This window comes from Streptomyces sp. NPDC024687 (genome assembly GCF_055559055.1).
Window position 1 is genome coordinate 448,748 of sequence record NZ_JBVHLJ010000003.1, and the last position, 16,061, is coordinate 464,808.

At 71.8% G+C, this 16,061-nt stretch carries 13 protein-coding genes; 10 read left to right on the forward strand and 3 right to left on the reverse strand.

The features are described from left to right. The first annotated feature begins 96 nt into the window (after positions 1 to 96). From ACZ39I_RS13900 to ACZ39I_RS13915, 4 genes are all read left to right on the forward strand, one after another. Positions 97 to 3,636 carry an ATP-dependent helicase gene (locus ACZ39I_RS13900; protein WP_467244688.1) on the forward strand — a complete coding sequence of 1,180 codons (3,540 nt, stop codon included), beginning with the start codon at positions 97 to 99 and terminating at the stop codon, positions 3,634 to 3,636. 10 nt (positions 3,637 to 3,646) lie between these two features. Next, positions 3,647 to 5,059 (forward strand): dipeptidase, encoded by a 1,413-nt coding sequence (locus ACZ39I_RS13905; protein WP_467244689.1) that lies wholly within the window; start codon positions 3,647 to 3,649, stop codon positions 5,057 to 5,059. 145 nt (positions 5,060 to 5,204) lie between these two features. Beyond that, positions 5,205 to 6,149, forward strand: coding sequence for an NAD(+) diphosphatase (gene nudC, locus ACZ39I_RS13910; RefSeq protein ID WP_467244690.1), 945 nt, complete (start codon positions 5,205 to 5,207; stop codon positions 6,147 to 6,149). A 10-nt stretch (positions 6,150 to 6,159) separates the two neighbouring features. Continuing rightward, the gene (locus ACZ39I_RS13915) at positions 6,160 to 6,771 is read left to right on the forward strand and encodes a class I SAM-dependent methyltransferase (RefSeq protein ID WP_467244691.1); all 612 of its coding nucleotides are present in this window, start codon (positions 6,160 to 6,162) and stop codon (positions 6,769 to 6,771) included. Between the two features lie 33 nt (positions 6,772 to 6,804). Here ACZ39I_RS13915 and ACZ39I_RS13920 read toward each other — a convergent pair whose 3' ends face one another. Then, positions 6,805 to 7,047: a mycoredoxin gene (locus tag ACZ39I_RS13920; RefSeq protein WP_037719776.1), complete on the reverse strand. Its 243-nt coding sequence runs from the start codon at positions 7,045 to 7,047 to the stop codon at positions 6,805 to 6,807. A 53-nt stretch (positions 7,048 to 7,100) separates the two neighbouring features. On the opposite strand from ACZ39I_RS13920, the gene ACZ39I_RS13925 reads away from it, so the two are divergent. The 4 genes from ACZ39I_RS13925 to ACZ39I_RS13940 all read left to right on the forward strand — a co-directional run bounded on the left by ACZ39I_RS13925 (position 7,101) and on the right by ACZ39I_RS13940 (position 10,782). Then, entirely contained in the window at positions 7,101 to 9,425 is a 2,325-nt protein-coding gene (locus ACZ39I_RS13925; RefSeq protein ID WP_467244692.1) for an ATP-dependent DNA helicase UvrD2, read from the forward strand. Positions 9,426 to 9,594: 169 nt separating this feature from the next. Beyond that, the gene (locus ACZ39I_RS13930; RefSeq protein WP_467244693.1) at positions 9,595 to 9,918 is read left to right on the forward strand and encodes a hypothetical protein; all 324 of its coding nucleotides are present in this window, start codon (positions 9,595 to 9,597) and stop codon (positions 9,916 to 9,918) included. Positions 9,919 to 10,093: 175 nt separating this feature from the next. Continuing rightward, the gene (locus tag ACZ39I_RS13935; protein ID WP_351836836.1) at positions 10,094 to 10,462 is read left to right on the forward strand and encodes a WhiB family transcriptional regulator; all 369 of its coding nucleotides are present in this window, start codon (positions 10,094 to 10,096) and stop codon (positions 10,460 to 10,462) included. Then, entirely contained in the window at positions 10,459 to 10,782 is a 324-nt protein-coding gene (locus ACZ39I_RS13940; protein WP_467244694.1) for a hypothetical protein, read from the forward strand. Before ACZ39I_RS13935 ends, ACZ39I_RS13940 begins: the two co-directional genes overlap by 4 nt. A gap of 99 nt (positions 10,783 to 10,881) precedes the next feature. Here the strand turns inward: ACZ39I_RS13940 and ACZ39I_RS13945 are convergent, their stop codons facing one another. Both ACZ39I_RS13945 and ACZ39I_RS13950 read right to left on the reverse strand, forming a co-directional pair. Further along, entirely contained in the window at positions 10,882 to 12,252 is a 1,371-nt protein-coding gene (locus tag ACZ39I_RS13945) for an ABC1 kinase family protein (protein WP_352390279.1), read from the reverse strand. Then, entirely contained in the window at positions 12,245 to 13,462 is a 1,218-nt protein-coding gene (locus tag ACZ39I_RS13950; RefSeq protein WP_467244695.1) for a TOMM precursor leader peptide-binding protein, read from the reverse strand. The genes ACZ39I_RS13945 and ACZ39I_RS13950 overlap by 8 nt, the downstream gene beginning before the upstream one ends. Positions 13,463 to 13,723: 261 nt before the next feature. Between ACZ39I_RS13950 and ACZ39I_RS13955 the strand changes: the two genes are divergently transcribed. Continuing rightward, entirely contained in the window at positions 13,724 to 14,311 is a 588-nt protein-coding gene (locus ACZ39I_RS13955; protein WP_352390277.1) for a M48 metallopeptidase family protein, read from the forward strand. A gap of 115 nt (positions 14,312 to 14,426) precedes the next feature. Beyond that, on the forward strand, positions 14,427 to 16,058 hold the full coding sequence (locus ACZ39I_RS13960) for a TerD family protein (protein ID WP_467244696.1): 1,632 nt from the start codon (positions 14,427 to 14,429) through the stop codon (positions 16,056 to 16,058). The last annotated feature ends 3 nt before the right edge of the window (positions 16,059 to 16,061 follow it).

The following is a 16,061-nucleotide window of genomic DNA, read 5'->3' on the forward strand; positions in this document are numbered from 1 at the left end:
TGTGATCAGTCGCACCACACGTGCTGACCTGCGCATCCTCCGGCCCGAAGGGCGATTCGTCCTCCGCTGTCAGTGGGCGCCGCTAGCCTCTGCGACATGCCCGCCCGTATCACCGATCCCGATCAGCTCAAGGAGCTCCTCGGCATCCCGTTCACCCCGGAGCAGACGGCCTGCATCACCGCGCCGCCCGCCCCTCAGGTGATCGTGGCCGGCGCCGGCTCGGGCAAGACGACGGTGATGGCGGCCCGCGTGGTCTGGCTGGTCGGCACCGGCCAGGTCGCCCCCGAACAGGTCCTCGGCCTCACCTTCACCAACAAGGCCGCCGGCGAACTCGCCGAGCGCGTCCGCAAGGCACTCGTCAAGGCGGGCGTCACCGACCCCGACGTCATCGACCCGGACAACCCGCCGGGCGAGCCCGTGATCTCCACCTACCACGCCTTCGCGGGCCGCCTGCTGACCGACCACGGCCTGCGCATCGGCCTCGAACCGACCTCCCGCCTCCTCGCCGACGCCACCCGCTACCAGCTCGCCGCGCGCGTGCTGCGGGAAGCCCCCGGCCCCTACCCGGCCCTGACCCGCTCCTTCGCGGACCTGGTCAGCGACCTCCTCACCCTCGACGCCGAACTCGCCGAGCACCTGGTCCGCCCCGAGCAGGTGCGCGCCCACGACGCCCAGCTGCTACTGACTCTCCAGGGCGCCAAGCTCACCAACGACGCCCTGCGCAAGGTCCCCGAGGCGGCCGCCGCCCGCCGCGAACTCGCCGACCTGGTCGTCCACTACCGCGCCGCCAAACGCGAACGCGACCTGCTCGACTTCGGCGACCAGATCGCCCTGTCCGCGCGCCTAGCGGGGATTCCCGAGGTGGGCGGCATCCTGCGGGACGAGTTCCGGGTGGTGCTGCTCGACGAGTACCAGGACACCTCGGTCGCCCAGCGCGTCCTGCTGGCGGGTCTGTTCGGCGGCGGCACCGGCCACCCGGTCACCGCCGTCGGCGACCCCTGCCAAGCCATCTACGGCTGGCGGGGCGCCTCCGTCGCCAACCTCGACGACTTCCCCGAGCACTTCGCCCACCCCGACGGCCGCCCCGCCACCCGCCAGGCGCTCAGCGAGAACCGCCGCAGCGGCGGCCGCCTCCTCGACCTCGCCAACGGCCTCGCCGAGCCCCTGCGCGCCATGCACGCGGGCGTGGAGGCCCTCCGCCCGGCCCCCGGCGCCGAACGCGACGGCATGGTGCGCTGCGCCCTCCTGCCCACCCACGCCGAGGAGATGGACTGGCTCGCCGACTCGATCGCCCATCTCGTACGGACCGGAAAGGCGCCCGGCGAGATCGCCGTCCTGTGCCGCACGGCGACCGACTTCGCCGAGATCCAGGGTGCCCTCGTCGAGCGGGACGTCCCGGTGGAGGTGGTCGGCCTCTCGGGCCTGCTGCACCTGCCCGAGGTCGCCGACCTGGTCGCCGTCTGCGAGGTCCTCCAGGACCCCGGCGCCAACGCCTCCCTGGTCCGCCTCTTGACCGGCCCGCGCTGGCGGATCGGCCCGCGTGACCTCGCCCTCCTCGGCAGGCGCGCCCGGCGTCTGGTGTCCCACACGCGTGTGGACGGCGGCGACGACCCCGACCGCCGGCTCGCCGAGGCCGTCGAGGGGGTCGACCCGGCCGAGGTGATATCGCTCGCCGACGCCCTGGAGACCTTCCTGGAGACACCCCTCTACAGCGACGACGAGGACGACGACGGGCTGCCCTTCTCACCGGACGCGCGCGTGCGGTTCGCGCGCCTGGCCGCCGAACTGCGCGACCTGCGCCGCTCTCTCGCCGACCCCCTGATGGACGTCCTGCACCGGGTCCTCGCCGTCACCGGCCTGGAGGTCGAACTCTCGGCGTCCCCGCACGCGTTGGCCGCCCGCCGCCGCGAGACCCTGTCCAACTTCCTCGAGATCGCCGCCTCCTTCGCGGCCGGGGACAACGAGGCGAGCCTCCTCGCCTTCCTCGGTTTCCTGCGCACCGCCGCCCAGTACGAGAAGGGCCTCGACAACGCCCTGCCCGGCGGCGAGAACACCATCAAGGTGCTCACCGCGCACAAGTCCAAGGGCCTGGAGTGGGACGTCGTCGCCGTCCCCGGCCTGGTCACCGGGACGTTCCCGAGCAGCCAGGGCCGGGAGAAGTGGACCGCCCAGGGCAAGGTGCTGCCGCACGCGCTGCGCGGAGACAGAGACACCCTCCCCGACATCACCTCCTGGGACGCACGGGGCATGAAGGCCTTCCACGAGGCCATGAAGGACCACCAGCACACCGAGGAACTCCGCCTCGGCTACGTCACCTTCACGCGCCCCCGCTCCCTCCTGCTCGGCTCCGGCCACTGGTGGGGACCCACCCAGAAGAAGCCCCGGGGACCGTCCGACTTCCTCCAGGCCCTGCACGACCACTGCACGGCCGGCCACGGCGAGATCGAGGCATGGGCCGACGAGCCCGCCGAGGACGAGGAGAACCCCGCGCTGCACAGCCGGACCGAGGACCAGATCTGGCCCCTCCCCCTGGACGTCAGGGCCCTGGCCCGACGCCGGGCAGCCGCCCAGACGGTCCTGGACCACCTGGAGGACCTCGCCGCCCACCCGGACGCCCACCCCGCGGCCGTACACGACCCGGACACCTACGACGATCCGGACTGGCCCCCGCCGCCGGACGACGACGAGGCGCCGTACGACGACGAACCGCCGTACGCCGAGGAGTCCCCCTTCGAGGACGAGACCGTCGTCGGGGTAGACGTCCCCGACGACTGGGACACCTTCACGACGGACCGCCCGGCCGTCCCGCACCAGGCCACCGCCCCGGAGCCCGCCACCGCACCGGCACGCCCCCACCCCGCGGAACCGGAACCCCTCACCCCGGAGGAAGCCCGAGCCATCGCCTCCTGGGACCGCGACCTCGACGCCCTCACCGGCGAACTGCTGCGCACCCGGCGAGCGGTCACCGACGTACCTCTGCCCGCGTCGCTCACCGCGTCCCAGGTGCTCCGCCTGGCCGCCGACCCCGACGGGCTCGCGCAGGAACTCGCGCGCCCCATGCCGCGCCCTCCACAACCCGCCGCACGTCAGGGCACCCGCTTCCACGCCTGGGTCGAGGCCCGCTTCGAAGCCCTGACCCTGCCCATGCTGGAGCCGGACGACCTGCCCGGCAGCGACGCCGAGATCGCCGACGAACGCGACCTGGAAGCCCTCAAGGACGCCTTCGAGCGCACCGAGTACGCCCACCGCACCCCCTACCGCCTCGAGACGCCCTTCCAGATCGCCATCGCCGGCCGCGTGATCCGGGGCCGTATCGACGCCGTCTACCGGCACAGCGACGGGGACACCACGACGTACGAGATCGTCGACTGGAAGACCGGCCGCACCCGCACCGCCGACCCCCTGCAGCTCGCCGTGTACCGGCTGGCCTGGGCCGAGCGGCAGGGCGTGCCTGTGGAATCGGTCACTGCGACGTTCCTGTACGTCCGCACCGGAGACGTCGTACGCCCCAGGAACCTGCCGGACCGGGCCGCCCTGGAGCGGCTGCTCACGCAGGAACCGGGAGGGCGATCGGAGGGCTTCGAGCCGGCGAACTGTGAGGAACCGCCCACCGAGGATGTCGGTGCGGGCCGATAGGCTCATGACCATGAGCCAACCCGTTGACAGTGTCGTCAGCGCTGTCCGTCCGTACATCGAGCAGCACCGCGCCGCCTTCCTCGACGACCTCGCCGAATGGCTGCGCATCCCGTCCGTCTCGGCCCAGCCCGACCACGGACCCGATGTACGCCGCAGCGCCGACTGGCTCGCCGCCAAGCTCAGGGAGACCGGTTTCCCCACGGTCGAGGTCTGGGAGACCCCGGGCGCGCCCGCCGTCTTCGCCGACTGGCCCGCCGGGGACCCCGCGGCGCCCACGGTCCTCGTCTACGGCCACCACGACGTACAGCCCGCCGCCCGCGAGGACGGCTGGGACAGCGACCCCTTCGAGCCGGTCGTCCGCGACAACCGTCTCTACGCTCGCGGGGCGGCCGACGACAAGGGCCAGGTCTTCTTCCACACCCTCGGTGTCCGCGCCCACCTCGCCGCCACCGGCCGCACCGCCCCGGCGGTGCACCTGAAGCTGCTCGTCGAGGGCGAGGAGGAGTCCGGCTCCCCGCACTTCCGCGCGCTGGTCGAGGAGCACGCCGCCCGGCTCGTCGCCGATGCCGTGATCGTCTCCGACACCGGCATGTGGGCCGAGGACACCCCCACCGTGTGCACCGGCATGCGTGGCCTCGCCGAATGCGAGATCCGCCTGTACGGCCCCGACCAGGACATCCACTCCGGCTCCTTCGGCGGCGCCGTCCCCAACCCGGCCACGGTCGCCGCCCGCCTCGTCGCCGCGCTGCACGACGAACACGCGCGCGTGGCGGTCCCCGGCTTCTACGACGGCATCGCCGAACTCACCGACCGTGAGCGGCAGCTCTTCGCCGAACTGCCCTTCGACGAGGAGCAGTGGCTGCGCACCGCCAAGTCGCACGCCACCCACGGCGAGGCCGGACACACCACCCTGGAGCGCGTCTGGGCCCGCCCCACCGCCGAGGTCAACGGCATCGGCGGCGGCTACCAGGGCCCCGGCAGCAAGACGATCGTCCCGTCCTCCGCGATGGTCAAGCTCTCCTTCCGGCTGGTGGCCGGCCAGGACCCCGGCCACATCGAGAAGGTCGTCCGCGCCTGGGCCGTCGAACAGGTGCCCGCCGGGATCCGGCAGGAGATCACGTTCGGCGCCGCCACGCGCCCGTGCCTGACCCCGCTGGACCACCCCGCCCTCACGTCCGTCGTACGGGCCATGGGCCGCGCCTTCGACCGGCCGGTCCGTTTCACCCGCGAGGGCGGCTCGGGCCCGGCCGCCGACCTCCAGGAAGTCCTCGGCGCACCCGTGCTGTTCCTCGGCATCTCCGTGCCCTCCGACGGCTGGCACGCGCCCAACGAGAAGGTCGAGCTCGATCTGCTGCTCAAGGGCGTCGAGACCTCCGCGTACCTGTGGGGTGATCTCGCCGAGCACTGGAGCCATGCGCCCTGACCGTCCCGCGCCGCCCGGACCGGCAGCGCGCGGGGCACACTGAAAGGGCCGCCCCGCACCGCGAAGCCCGCCGGGCCCGGTCGCCCTCCGTCCACCGAACCGCCCGCCGAAACAATCCGCTGCACCGGGGGAGTTGGAAGCACCCGTGACCACCTGGACCGACCACACCGCCGACCGTCCTGTCTCGCTCACCGCCTCCAGCGGCATCGACCGCGCCGCGCACCACCGGCTCGACGAGGCATGGCTCGCGGCGGCGTGGAGCCACCCCACGACCCGCTGCTTCGTGGTCTCCGGAGGTCAGGTCCTCATCGACGAGACGCCGGACGGCCGTACCGAACTCGTCATGACCCCGTCCTTCGAGGCCCCGCTCACCGAGGCGCACCGCTACTTCCTCGGCATCGACGAGGACGGCGTCCGCTATTTCGCCCTCCAGAAGGACGCCCTGCCGGGCCGCATCGACCAGTCCGCGCGCCCCGCCGGTCTGCGGGAGGCCGGACTGCTGCTGTCCGCGCGCGAGGCGGGCCTGATGGTGCACGCGGTCGGCCTGGAGAACTGGCAGCGCACCCACCGCTTCTGCTCCCGCTGCGGCGAGCGCACCGTCATCGCCGCGGCCGGCCACGTCCGCCGCTGCCAGGCCTGCGGCGCCGAGCACTACCCGCGCACCGACCCGGCCGTGATCATGGCTGTCACGGACGACGAGGACCGCATCCTGCTGGGCCGCCAGGTGCACTGGCCGGAGGGCCGCTTCTCGACGCTGGCCGGCTTCGTCGAACCGGGCGAATCCATCGAGCAGTCGGTGCGCCGCGAGGTCTTCGAGGAGGCCGGCATCACCGTCGGCCCGGTCGAGTACGTCGCCAGCCAGCCCTGGCCGTTCCCCTCCAGCCTCATGCTCGGCTTCATGGCCCGCGCCACCTCCACCGACATCAACGTCGACGGCGACGAGATCCACGAGGCCCGCTGGTTCTCCCGCGACGACCTCCAGGCCGCCTTCGAGTCCGGCGAGGTCCTGCCGCCGTACGGCATCTCGATCGCGGCCCGTCTGATCGAGCTCTGGTACGGCAAGCCGCTGCCGACGAGGAGTTTCGTCTGAGAGGCCGGGCATGTCCGACCCGTACTGGAACCACAACGTCCACTACCACCCCCTGGTGCTCGACGCCGTCCCTGACGGCTGCCGGGAGGCCCTGGACGTCGGGTGCGGGGACGGGGTGCTCGCCCGCAAGCTGGCCGGCAAGGCCGCGTCCGTCACGGGCGTCGACCGCTCACCGGAGATGATCTGGCAGGCACGCGCGGCCGCCTCCGGGAACATCACGTTCCTGGAGGCGGACTACCTCGACGGAACGGCCCTCCCCGCGGGCACGTACGACTTCGTCAGCGCGGTCGCCGTGGTGCATCACGCGCCCTTCGAGGACGCGGTCGCCGGCCTGGTCCGGCTGCTGGCCCCCGGTGGACGGCTCGTGATCGTCGGGATGGCCCACAACAAGACAGGGCTGGACTGGGTGATCAGCGGCTGTGGCGTGCCCGTCTCGCTGTTCCTCAGGCGCAAGCAGGGCGGCAAGCGGGCCCCGGCCGGTATGCCCATGGAGGACCCGGCCATGCACTGGGGCGAGGCCCGTCGGGCCGCCCGCCGTCTTCTGCCCGGCTGCCGTTACCGGCGCCGACTGCTGTGGCGCTATACGGCGGTGTGGGACAAACCACAAGAAGGCGGTTCCTGAGCTGCCTCAGGAACCGCCTCCGTGCCCGCGCACCTACGCGCTGATCTTCTGCTTCACCTGCGCCAGCGACGGGTTGGTCAGCGTCGAACCGTCTGCGAAAAGTACGGTCGGGACTGTCTGATTCCCGCCGTTCGCCTTCTCCACGAAGGCCGCGGACGCGGGGTCCTGCTCGATGTTGATCTCGGTGTACGCGATGCCCTCGCGGTCCAGCTGCTTCTTCAGCCGCTGGCAGTAACCGCACCAGGTGGTGCTGTACATCGTCACAGTGCCCTGCATGTCTCGCGCGCTCCTTCGGTGGCTCGGGGACGAGGCCGTCCTACGGGGAACGTATGCGACCGGGACGCCATTCCCGCCCCGGGGTGCTTGGCCAGGTGACGCCTGCCGCATTAGTACGACTGCAGCTACCTGCCTGTGGACAACTGGCTCACCCGCCTCCGCCGACCTGGCAGCATGGCCGTGTGACAGCAGCAACGCACTCCACGCTCTTCCCGCACACACCGGACACGGCCGACGCGGTGCTCGAAGGGCTGGACCCCGAGCAGCGTGAGGTGGCCACTGCCCTGCACGGGCCGGTGTGCGTCCTGGCGGGCGCCGGCACCGGAAAGACCCGGGCGATCACCCACCGCATCGCCTACGGGGTCCGGGCCGGGATCCTCCAGCCCTCCAGCGTGCTCGCCGTCACCTTCACCAACCGTGCCGCCGGGGAGATGCGCGGACGCCTGCGCCAGCTCGGTGCCGCGGGTGTCCAGGCGCGTACGTTCCACTCGGCGGCCCTGCGGCAGCTCCAGTATTTCTGGCCGAAAGCAGTCGGTGGCTCCATGCCCCGGCTCATCGACCGCAAGGTCCAGCTCGTCGCCGACGCGGCCGCCGCCTGCCGCATCCGCCTCGACCGGGGCGAGCTGCGGGACGTCACCGGCGAGATCGAGTGGTCCAAGGTCACCCAGACCGTGCCGTCCGACTACGCCCTCGCAGCCGCGAAGGCCGGGCGTGAGACCCCTCGCGCCGCGGCCGAGATCGCCCAGCTCTACGCCGCCTACGAGGACCTCAAACGCGACCGTGCCGTCATCGACTTCGAGGACGTCCTGCTGCTGACCGTCGCCGTCCTCCAGGACCGGCACGACATCGCCGAGCAGGTCCGTGCCCAGTACCAGCACTTCGTGGTCGACGAGTACCAGGACGTCAGCCCCCTCCAGCAGCGCCTGCTGGAGCTGTGGCTCGGACAGCGCGACACCCTGTGCGTCGTCGGTGACGCCAGTCAGACGATCTATTCGTTCACCGGAGCAACTCCCGACCATCTGCTCGACTTCCGCACCCGCCACCCCGGCGCCACCGTCGTCAAGCTGGTCCGCGACTACCGCTCCACCCCCCAGGTCGTCCATCTCGCCAACGGCCTGCTCGCCCAGGCCCGCGGCCGCGCCGCCGACCACCGGCTGGAACTGATCTCCCAGCGCCGGCCCGGCCCCGAGCCCGTCTACACCGAGTACACCGACGAGCCCGCCGAGGCCGAGGGTGCCGCCCGCCGCATCCGGGAACTCATGAACGCGGGCGTCAGGGCCAGCGAGATCGCCGTCCTGTTCCGCACCAACTCCCAGTCCGAGACCTACGAACAGGCCCTCGCTGACGCCGGTGTGCCCTACCAGCTGCGCGGCGCCGAGCGGTTCTTCGACCGGCCCGAGGTGCGCAGGGCCATCGTCAACCTCCGGGGTGCGGCCCGCTTCGGCGGCAACGACTCGCGGCTGGACGACGCCGTGGACCTGCCCTCCCAGGTGCGTGCCGTGCTGTCGGGCGAGGGCTGGACCACCGCGCCGCCGGCCGGCTCCGGGGCCGTCAGGGAGCGCTGGGAGTCGCTGGCCGCCCTGGTGAACCTCGCGCAGGACTTCACCGCCGCGCGATCCGGCGCCACCCTGAACGACCTCATGGCCGAACTCGACGAGCGGGCCGGTGCCCAGCACGCCCCGACCGTCGAGGGCGTCACCCTCGCCTCGCTGCACTCGGCCAAGGGTCTGGAGTGGGACGCCGTGTTCCTGGTCGGTGTCGCCGAGGGCATGATGCCGATCACCTACGCGAAGACCGACGAGCAGATCGAGGAGGAACGCCGGCTCCTCTATGTCGGCGTCACCCGCGCCCGCGAGCGCCTCCATGTCTCCTGGTCGCTCTCCCGCTCGCCCGGCGGCCGCCCCAACCGCCGCCCGAGCCGCTTCCTCGACGGGCTGCGCCCCGGCTCCTCCGCCACCATGGGGCGGAGCGTCGGCGGTGGCCCCGGAGGCGTCGAGCGCGGCTTCACGAGCGCTGTCGGCGCCGCCCCGAGACGCACCCAGCGCACCCCGGCGCGCTGCCGGGTGTGCGGGCGCACGCTCACCGACGCGGGCGAGCTGAAGCTCATGCGTTGCGAGGACTGTCCCTCCGACATGGACGAGGGGCTGTACGAGCGGCTGCGCGACTGGCGTGCCGTACAGGCGCAGCGCAGCGGACAGCCGGCCTTCTGCGTCTTCACGGACAAGACGCTGATGGCCATCGCCGAGACCGTGCCCGACGACGAGCACGAGCTGGCGCGGATCCCGGGCGTCGGCCTGCGCAAGCTCAACCGCTACGGAGCCGATGTGCTGACCATCTGCGCAGGCCGGGAGCTTGCGGAGGAAGAAAGCGAGAGCTGATTTCAACTCGTCGAAAAAATAGTTTGCGCATGCCCCAGCAATCCCCATAGGTTCTTAGCCACGGGGACGGAGGCCTTCTCGGAGGCCCCGATTCCGTGCTCTACTTGCATATCCGTAGGACAGCGGCTCGCACCGCCGTCCCCCGAGACGCCGAGAGGAGGCGATTGAAGTGATCAGCATCAACAGCAGCCAGGCCATCAGCACCGCCAAACTGACCGATCGCTCGGTCGTCTCCATGTGCATGCTCGGCGTTTCGAACCTGGGCACCGGTCTGTCCGGCATTCCTGCCGTGCGTCCGGCGTCCTCCGTGTCCCTCGCGGTCCTTCCCGTCCGTGAGCGCAATGAGCGACCGACCAAGGCACTGGAAGCAGTAGTGGCACAGGCGCATGCCTATGCCTTTGCGGCGGCCGGTGCCGGATTCCGGAAGCAGACGACGCAGCACCACCTGATGTGGGCCTTCCGTGGGCCAGAACCCTGGAGTGATCCAGCCTGATCGCCGATCAGGCCGGCGCCTTCAGGGCCGCGGAACCCCATCCGGGATCCGCGGCCCTTCTGTTTTCCCCGAACGGGGAGAGCGGAGCGAAGGGGCCTCGGGACAAGAAAAGAACCCGGTACCAAGCGACCACCGGTCCTACAGGGCCGGACCGAACAGACGAGGAAGACGAACCGTGCAACTCGAAGCGCACGCCCCGTCCGTACCGCCTTCCGAAACGATCCCCCCGCCCGGCCTCACGGAGGACTCCACCTTGATCCCGCTCACTGCGCTCACCGCGCTCGACGACGCCATCGAGAACCTCGGCGTACCCGTCCCCTGCCGTTCCTACGACCCGGAGGTCTTCTTCGCCGAGTCGCCGGCCGACGTCGAGTACGCCAAGTCCCTCTGCCGCACCTGCCCGCTGATGGAGGCCTGCCTCGCCGGCGCCAAGGAGCGGCGTGAGCCCTGGGGCGTCTGGGGTGGAGAGCTGTTCGTCCAGGGTGTCGTCGTCGCCCGGAAGCGGCCGCGTGGCCGCCCGCGCAAGAACCCGGTCTCGGCATGAACATCGCAGGAACGATCGACCGCCCCCTCACGAACGACCCCACGAAGCAGGCCCCGATGAAGCCGTCCACCAGCGAGCCCGCAGGCTCCGCGACCCCAGACTTCACCACCACCGACGCGAACGACTCGCGTCAGAACAGGACCCGAGAGATGCAACTCATCCCAGAAGCCCTGGCTCGTGCGCATATGCACGACCGGCTGCAGGAGGCCGAGCAGGAACGCCGGGCGATCCGCCTGGCGACCGCCCGCCGGATGCAGCGCCGGGCCGAGCGCGCCTCCCTGCGTGCTCGCCGAGCGCTGGCCATGGCCGTCATGCAGTAACGCGACCCGGTGCGGTAACCCGACCCGGTAGTTCCCCGCGGGGGCCGGTCCGTCCAACGGACCGGCCCCCGCGGTGCGTTGTGCGCAGCCGGGCCCGGCTCACGCCTCCGCGGCCGACTCCTGCTCGTCCTCTTCCTCCTCCGGCACGAACCCCGGCAGCCACTCCTCCAGTTCCTCGCGCAACCGCACCGTCGCGCCCAACTGGCACAGGACACCGATGGTGCTCAGGGTGACCCGGTGTATCAGCAGGTATGCCGGGGGGAGGTTGAGCTGCTTGCCCAGTTGGTGGGCGGGGGAGCGGGGGTCGGCGATCCGGGCGGCCTGACTGCGCATCCAGCCGCGGGTGAAGGTGAACTCGTCGACCTCGGCCGGTTCGATGATCGGCAGGAGGTAGTCGAGGACCGCGTCGGGATCCAGCTCTATGGACTCCTTGACGAAGCCCTCGACGCGGAGGAGTTCGTAGACCGCCTCCGCCTCACCGTCCAGCGTCATGCGCAGGCAGGTGCCGATGGTGTCCGGCAGACCGCCCTGGAGCCGGTCGACCGTGCCGAAGTCCAGGACGCCCAGGCGCCAGTCCTCCTCGCCGTCCGGGCCGCCGGGCAGGAGCCGGAAGTTGCCCGGGTGCGGGTCGGCGTGCAGCAGGCCGGTGCGGGCGGGGCCGGAGAAGAGGAACCGGGCCAGGAGCTGCCCGGCGCGGTCGCGCTGCTCCTGAGTGCCGTCCGAGATCACCTCCGACAGCGGGACACCCTCGATCCACTCCGTGATCAGGACTTGGTCGCTCTGGTGGACCACGGCCGGAACCACGACGTCCGGATCGTCCGCGAACTCCTCGGCATGGGCTTGCTGGGCCTGCGCCTCCAGGCCGTAGTCGAGCTCCTCCGAGACCCGGTCGCGCAGCTCGGCGATGAGCGGCTTGATGTCGATGCCGGGAACCAGGGGCCCCAACAGGCGGGCGAAGCGGCCCAGTTGGGTCAGGTCGGACAGCAGGGCCTCGCCGGCCCCCGGGTACTGGACCTTGACCGCCACCTCGCGTCCGTCACGCCATACGGCCCGGTGCACCTGACCGATCGACGCCGCCGCGGAGGGCTTGTCGTCGAACTCGGCGAACAGCTCCCGCCAGCCCTCGCCCAGCCGCTCCTCGAGCACCGCGTGCACGGTGCGGGTCGGCATCGGAGGCGCCGCCTCCTGGAGCTTCGTCAGGGCCGCGCGGTAGGGGCCGGCCACCTCCTCGGGGAGCGCCGACTCGAAGACGGACAGGGCCTGGCCGAACTTCATGGCCCCGCCCTTGAGCTCTCCGAGCACCTTGAACAACTGGTCCGCGGTGCGCTGTTGCAGCTCGCGGCCGACGATCTCCGCGGACTCGCCCACGATCCGCTTGCCGAGTCCCCAGGTGGCCCGCCCGGCGAAGCCGAGCGGGAGCGCGGCGAGCTTGGCGGTTCGGGTGACCGCCTTCCGGGGAAGATCAGACATGCGCCCTCCAGGTCCCAGCCGGCCGTGGCGCGGTTGCCTTACGGCACAACTCCTCCGACGACCGTTGTTCCATCATTGTCTCGTGCGCAGCCTCCTCCTTGGAGGTGTGTTCTCCCTTACCTTTCTCCGCGGCCCCGCACGGACAGCCGGGATGCGGCGGGACCGGCCGGGCGTGCCAGGTCATACCGGGCAGTGAGACCTCCCAGCGGGCGCCCGCGCTCGACGGGAGGCGGCCGTCCAGGAAGGCGAGCGCGTGAGCGGCCGCGAGACCGGCGACCGTCGTGGCCAGTGCCAGGTCACAGGGGCGCACCGACAGTCGTCTGCTGCCCGAGCGCCACTGCGCCACCAGCCGGGGCCAGGCCTGGTCGCGGTCGGTCCGCGCCTCGTGCAGACAGCCCGCGCAGCCCGTCTCGCCCGGCAGGACGAGAGGACCGACCACTCCTGTGGCCTCGACCACACCGGAGTACAGATGCGGTGTGCCGGACCGGACGAGGGGTTCGCCGGTGGCCGGGGCGGGCGCGTGGACCTCGACGTCGTCCCGCGGGGCGAGGACGACCAGGGAGAACCCCGGGTCGTCCGCCGTCGCCGAGGCCCGGGAGCCGTTGCGCGGCGGGCGTCCGGGGGCCGCCGCGGACACGGCCCGGCGTGCGGCGGTGTCCCTGCGGTCGCCGACGGAGGCGGCGGGGAGCCCGCCCGGGGCGACGTCCCCCGGCTCGACCCGGCCGCCGTCCCGCACGTCGACCTCTCCGACGCCCGCTCCCGAGAGCAGTGCGGCCAGCGCCACGCCCACCCGGCCGGCCCCTCTGACCTGTACGCGCAGTGAGCGGCGGGCGGCCAGGAGTCGCATCGCGTCACCCGGCTCCGACGTGGTCAGCGAGAGGGAGGCCAGGTCGGGTGCCAGCCGGTCGAGGACCTCCTTCTTCCCCCGCAGCGCGTCCCCGGCCGGCCCGCCGCCCCGGGCGTCGTCGACGAGTCCGGCCCGCGCCAGCCGTCCCACCAGCATGTCGACATGGCCGTCGGGCAGATCCATACGGCGGCCCTCCTCCCGCAGCAGCGCGAGACCGCGCGTGCCGTTGAGCAGGTCGAGGAAGCTGCCCGTCGCCGTGTCGACGGGGCCCAGCGTCAGCGCGTGCGCCGGGGTCATCCCGAACTGCACGGTGTTGAGATCGCGCCAGCCGCGCCGCAGCGCCGGTTTCATTTGCGGAACCATCGTGTGCTCGAGCGGAACCACTGCTTGCATGACAGGCCCCCGTAGCCCTCGTAGAACGTCCCCGTCCGCCGACGGAGCCCGGACCACGGTCGGTCGCGGCTGCGGCGGCGATGCCAGCATGCCCGGACCCGGGGGGCAGGTGCCGAAAGTTGTCCACAGGTGGGGGCCATTCGTCGTACAAATCAGACGCATGGTGGGCGATCGGAACCGAACCGTCCCGGAGTCGGGACTTCCCCCGTGTGCAGAGGGTAACGTCAGGGCGTGCCCGCCGACCCACTGCACAGCGCCGGAATGCCACAGCGCAGCACGACGAGCCAGCCGCCGAGCGGCTCGGGGGCGAGCGCGATCGAGGTGCGCAGGAGCAGCCGTCGTCGCCGGACGGTCTCCGCGTACCGCGAGGGCGATCGCACCGTCGTGCTCATCCCTGCCCGGATGTCCGAGGCGGAGGAGCAGCGCTGGGTGAGCGTCATGCTCGACAAGCTGGCCGCCCAGGAGAGCAAGCGGGTCCTCGGCGACACCGAACTCTCCGAGCGCGCCCAGCGTCTTTCGGCCCAGTACTTCGACGGCCGGGCGCGGCCCACCTCGGTCCGCTGGGTCACCAACCAGAACACCCGCTGGGGCTCGTGCACCCCGGCCGAGGGCAGCATCCGGCTCTCGCACCGGCTCCAGGGCATGCCGGAATACGTCGTCGACTACGTCCTGCTCCATGAGCTCGCGCATCTGCTCGTGCCGGGGCACGGGCCCCGCTTCTGGCGGCTGCTGGAGGCATATCCGCGCACCGAGCGGGCCAAGGGCTATCTCGAGGGTGTGGTCGCCGCGGACCGGTTGCCGCATCTTCCGGGCGTCTGACCGACGACTCGAACGGGTTTTTGTACCGGATCTGTACCGACCTGAGCCGGTGTCGGAGTTTGCCGTTAGCCTGTCGCGACGCACTTGCTTTCGGGATGGGGGACGGTCGTTACGCATGGCCAGGGAATTCCAACGCGGCCACAAGGCCAAGATCAGTGACCTGACCGCGGGCACGGACCTGTACGTGGGAGTACAGATCTCGGGCCCCGGACTGACCTTCGACATCAGCTGCTTCGGCCTCGATGCCGACGAACGGCTCTCGGACGACCGGTATTTCATCTTCTTCAACCAGCCGAAGTCCCCTGAGGACTCCATCCAGCTCCTGGGCGCGCAGTCGGGCGACACGGAGTCGTTCCGGGTCACACTCGATCGGATTCCGTCGCAGATCCAGAAGCTGTCGTTCACGGCGACGATGGACGGCGCCGGCCAGATGTCGCAGATCGCCCCCGGCTACCTCCGCATCGTCGCCGGTGGCGAGGAGGTGGCCCGGTACCCGTTCGACGGCAGCGAGTTCTCCACCGAGCGCGCCGTGATGCTGGGCGACCTGTATCTGAAGGAAGTCTGGCGGTTCGCCGCGGTCGGCCAGGGCTTCGACGGCGGTCTGGACGCACTGCTGAAGAACTTCGGCGGCGAGGTCGCCGAGGAGGAGCCCGCGTCCGCGCCCTCGCAGCCCGTGGTCCCGGCCCAGTCCCAGGCCCCGGCCTTCGCCCCGCCGCCGCAGGCCGCCGCGCCGCCCGCGCCCGCACCGGCGCCTTCGTTCGGCGCACCGCAGGCCCCCGCGGCGCCCACGCCCGCCCCGTCCGTCCACGCCGCTCCGACGGTCGCCGGGACCGCCCCGCCCGCGCCCGCCGCGCCGACGAGTCCGCAGACGTTCACCCCTCCGGGTCAGTACACCCCGCCGGGTCAGACGTTCACGCCGCCCGGCGCACCTCCGCCGGGCCAGTACGCGCCCCCCGGCGCACCCGCCGGCCAGTTCACGCCCCCGGGCGCTGTGGCCGGACAGTTCGCGCCTCCCGGTGCTCCCGGAGCCATCCCCGGCCAGGCCCAGCCCTTCGGCGGCGGCACCCAGCTCGCCCCCGTGCCGCCCGAGGCCAACGTCCGGGTCGTCCTGACCAAGTACGCGGAAGCCCCCGTCGGCGACCGCTGGACGGAACAGAACCAGAACCTGGTGCGGGCCACCCTCACCAAGGACGCCCCCATCCTCGCCAAGCAGGGCAGCATGGTCGCCTACCAGGGCGACATCGACTTCGCCCACAAGGGCTCGGGCCTGCTCGGCAAGCTCACCGGGGCCCTCACCGGCCAGGGCATGTCACTGATGCGCTGCACCGGCAACGGCGAGGTGTTCCTCGCCGACGAGGCCAGCAGGGTCTTCGTCATCCGCCTCCAGGGCGAGCAGCTCTACACCAGCGCCCAGGGCGTGCTCGCCTTCGACGAGTCCCTGGAGACCGAGGTGCGCCGCATCGAGGGCGCGGGACTGCCCGGCGGAGGCTTCTTCAGCATGCTCTTCTCCGGCACGGGAGCGGTCGTCGTCAAGACACGGGGCGTGCCGGTCGTGCTGCCCGTCGGCGCGGCCACCTACGTCGACGGCAACGCCGTCATCGCCTGGTCCGCCGGTGCGCAGGCGGTCACCACGACCTCGCTCAGGCTGCGCCGCTCCGGGTACGCCCGGCAGACCACCGAGGCCGTGAACCTCCAGTTCCGCGGCGCCCCCGGCAACTTCGTCGTCGTACAGCCCTTCGAGGTGTGAGGC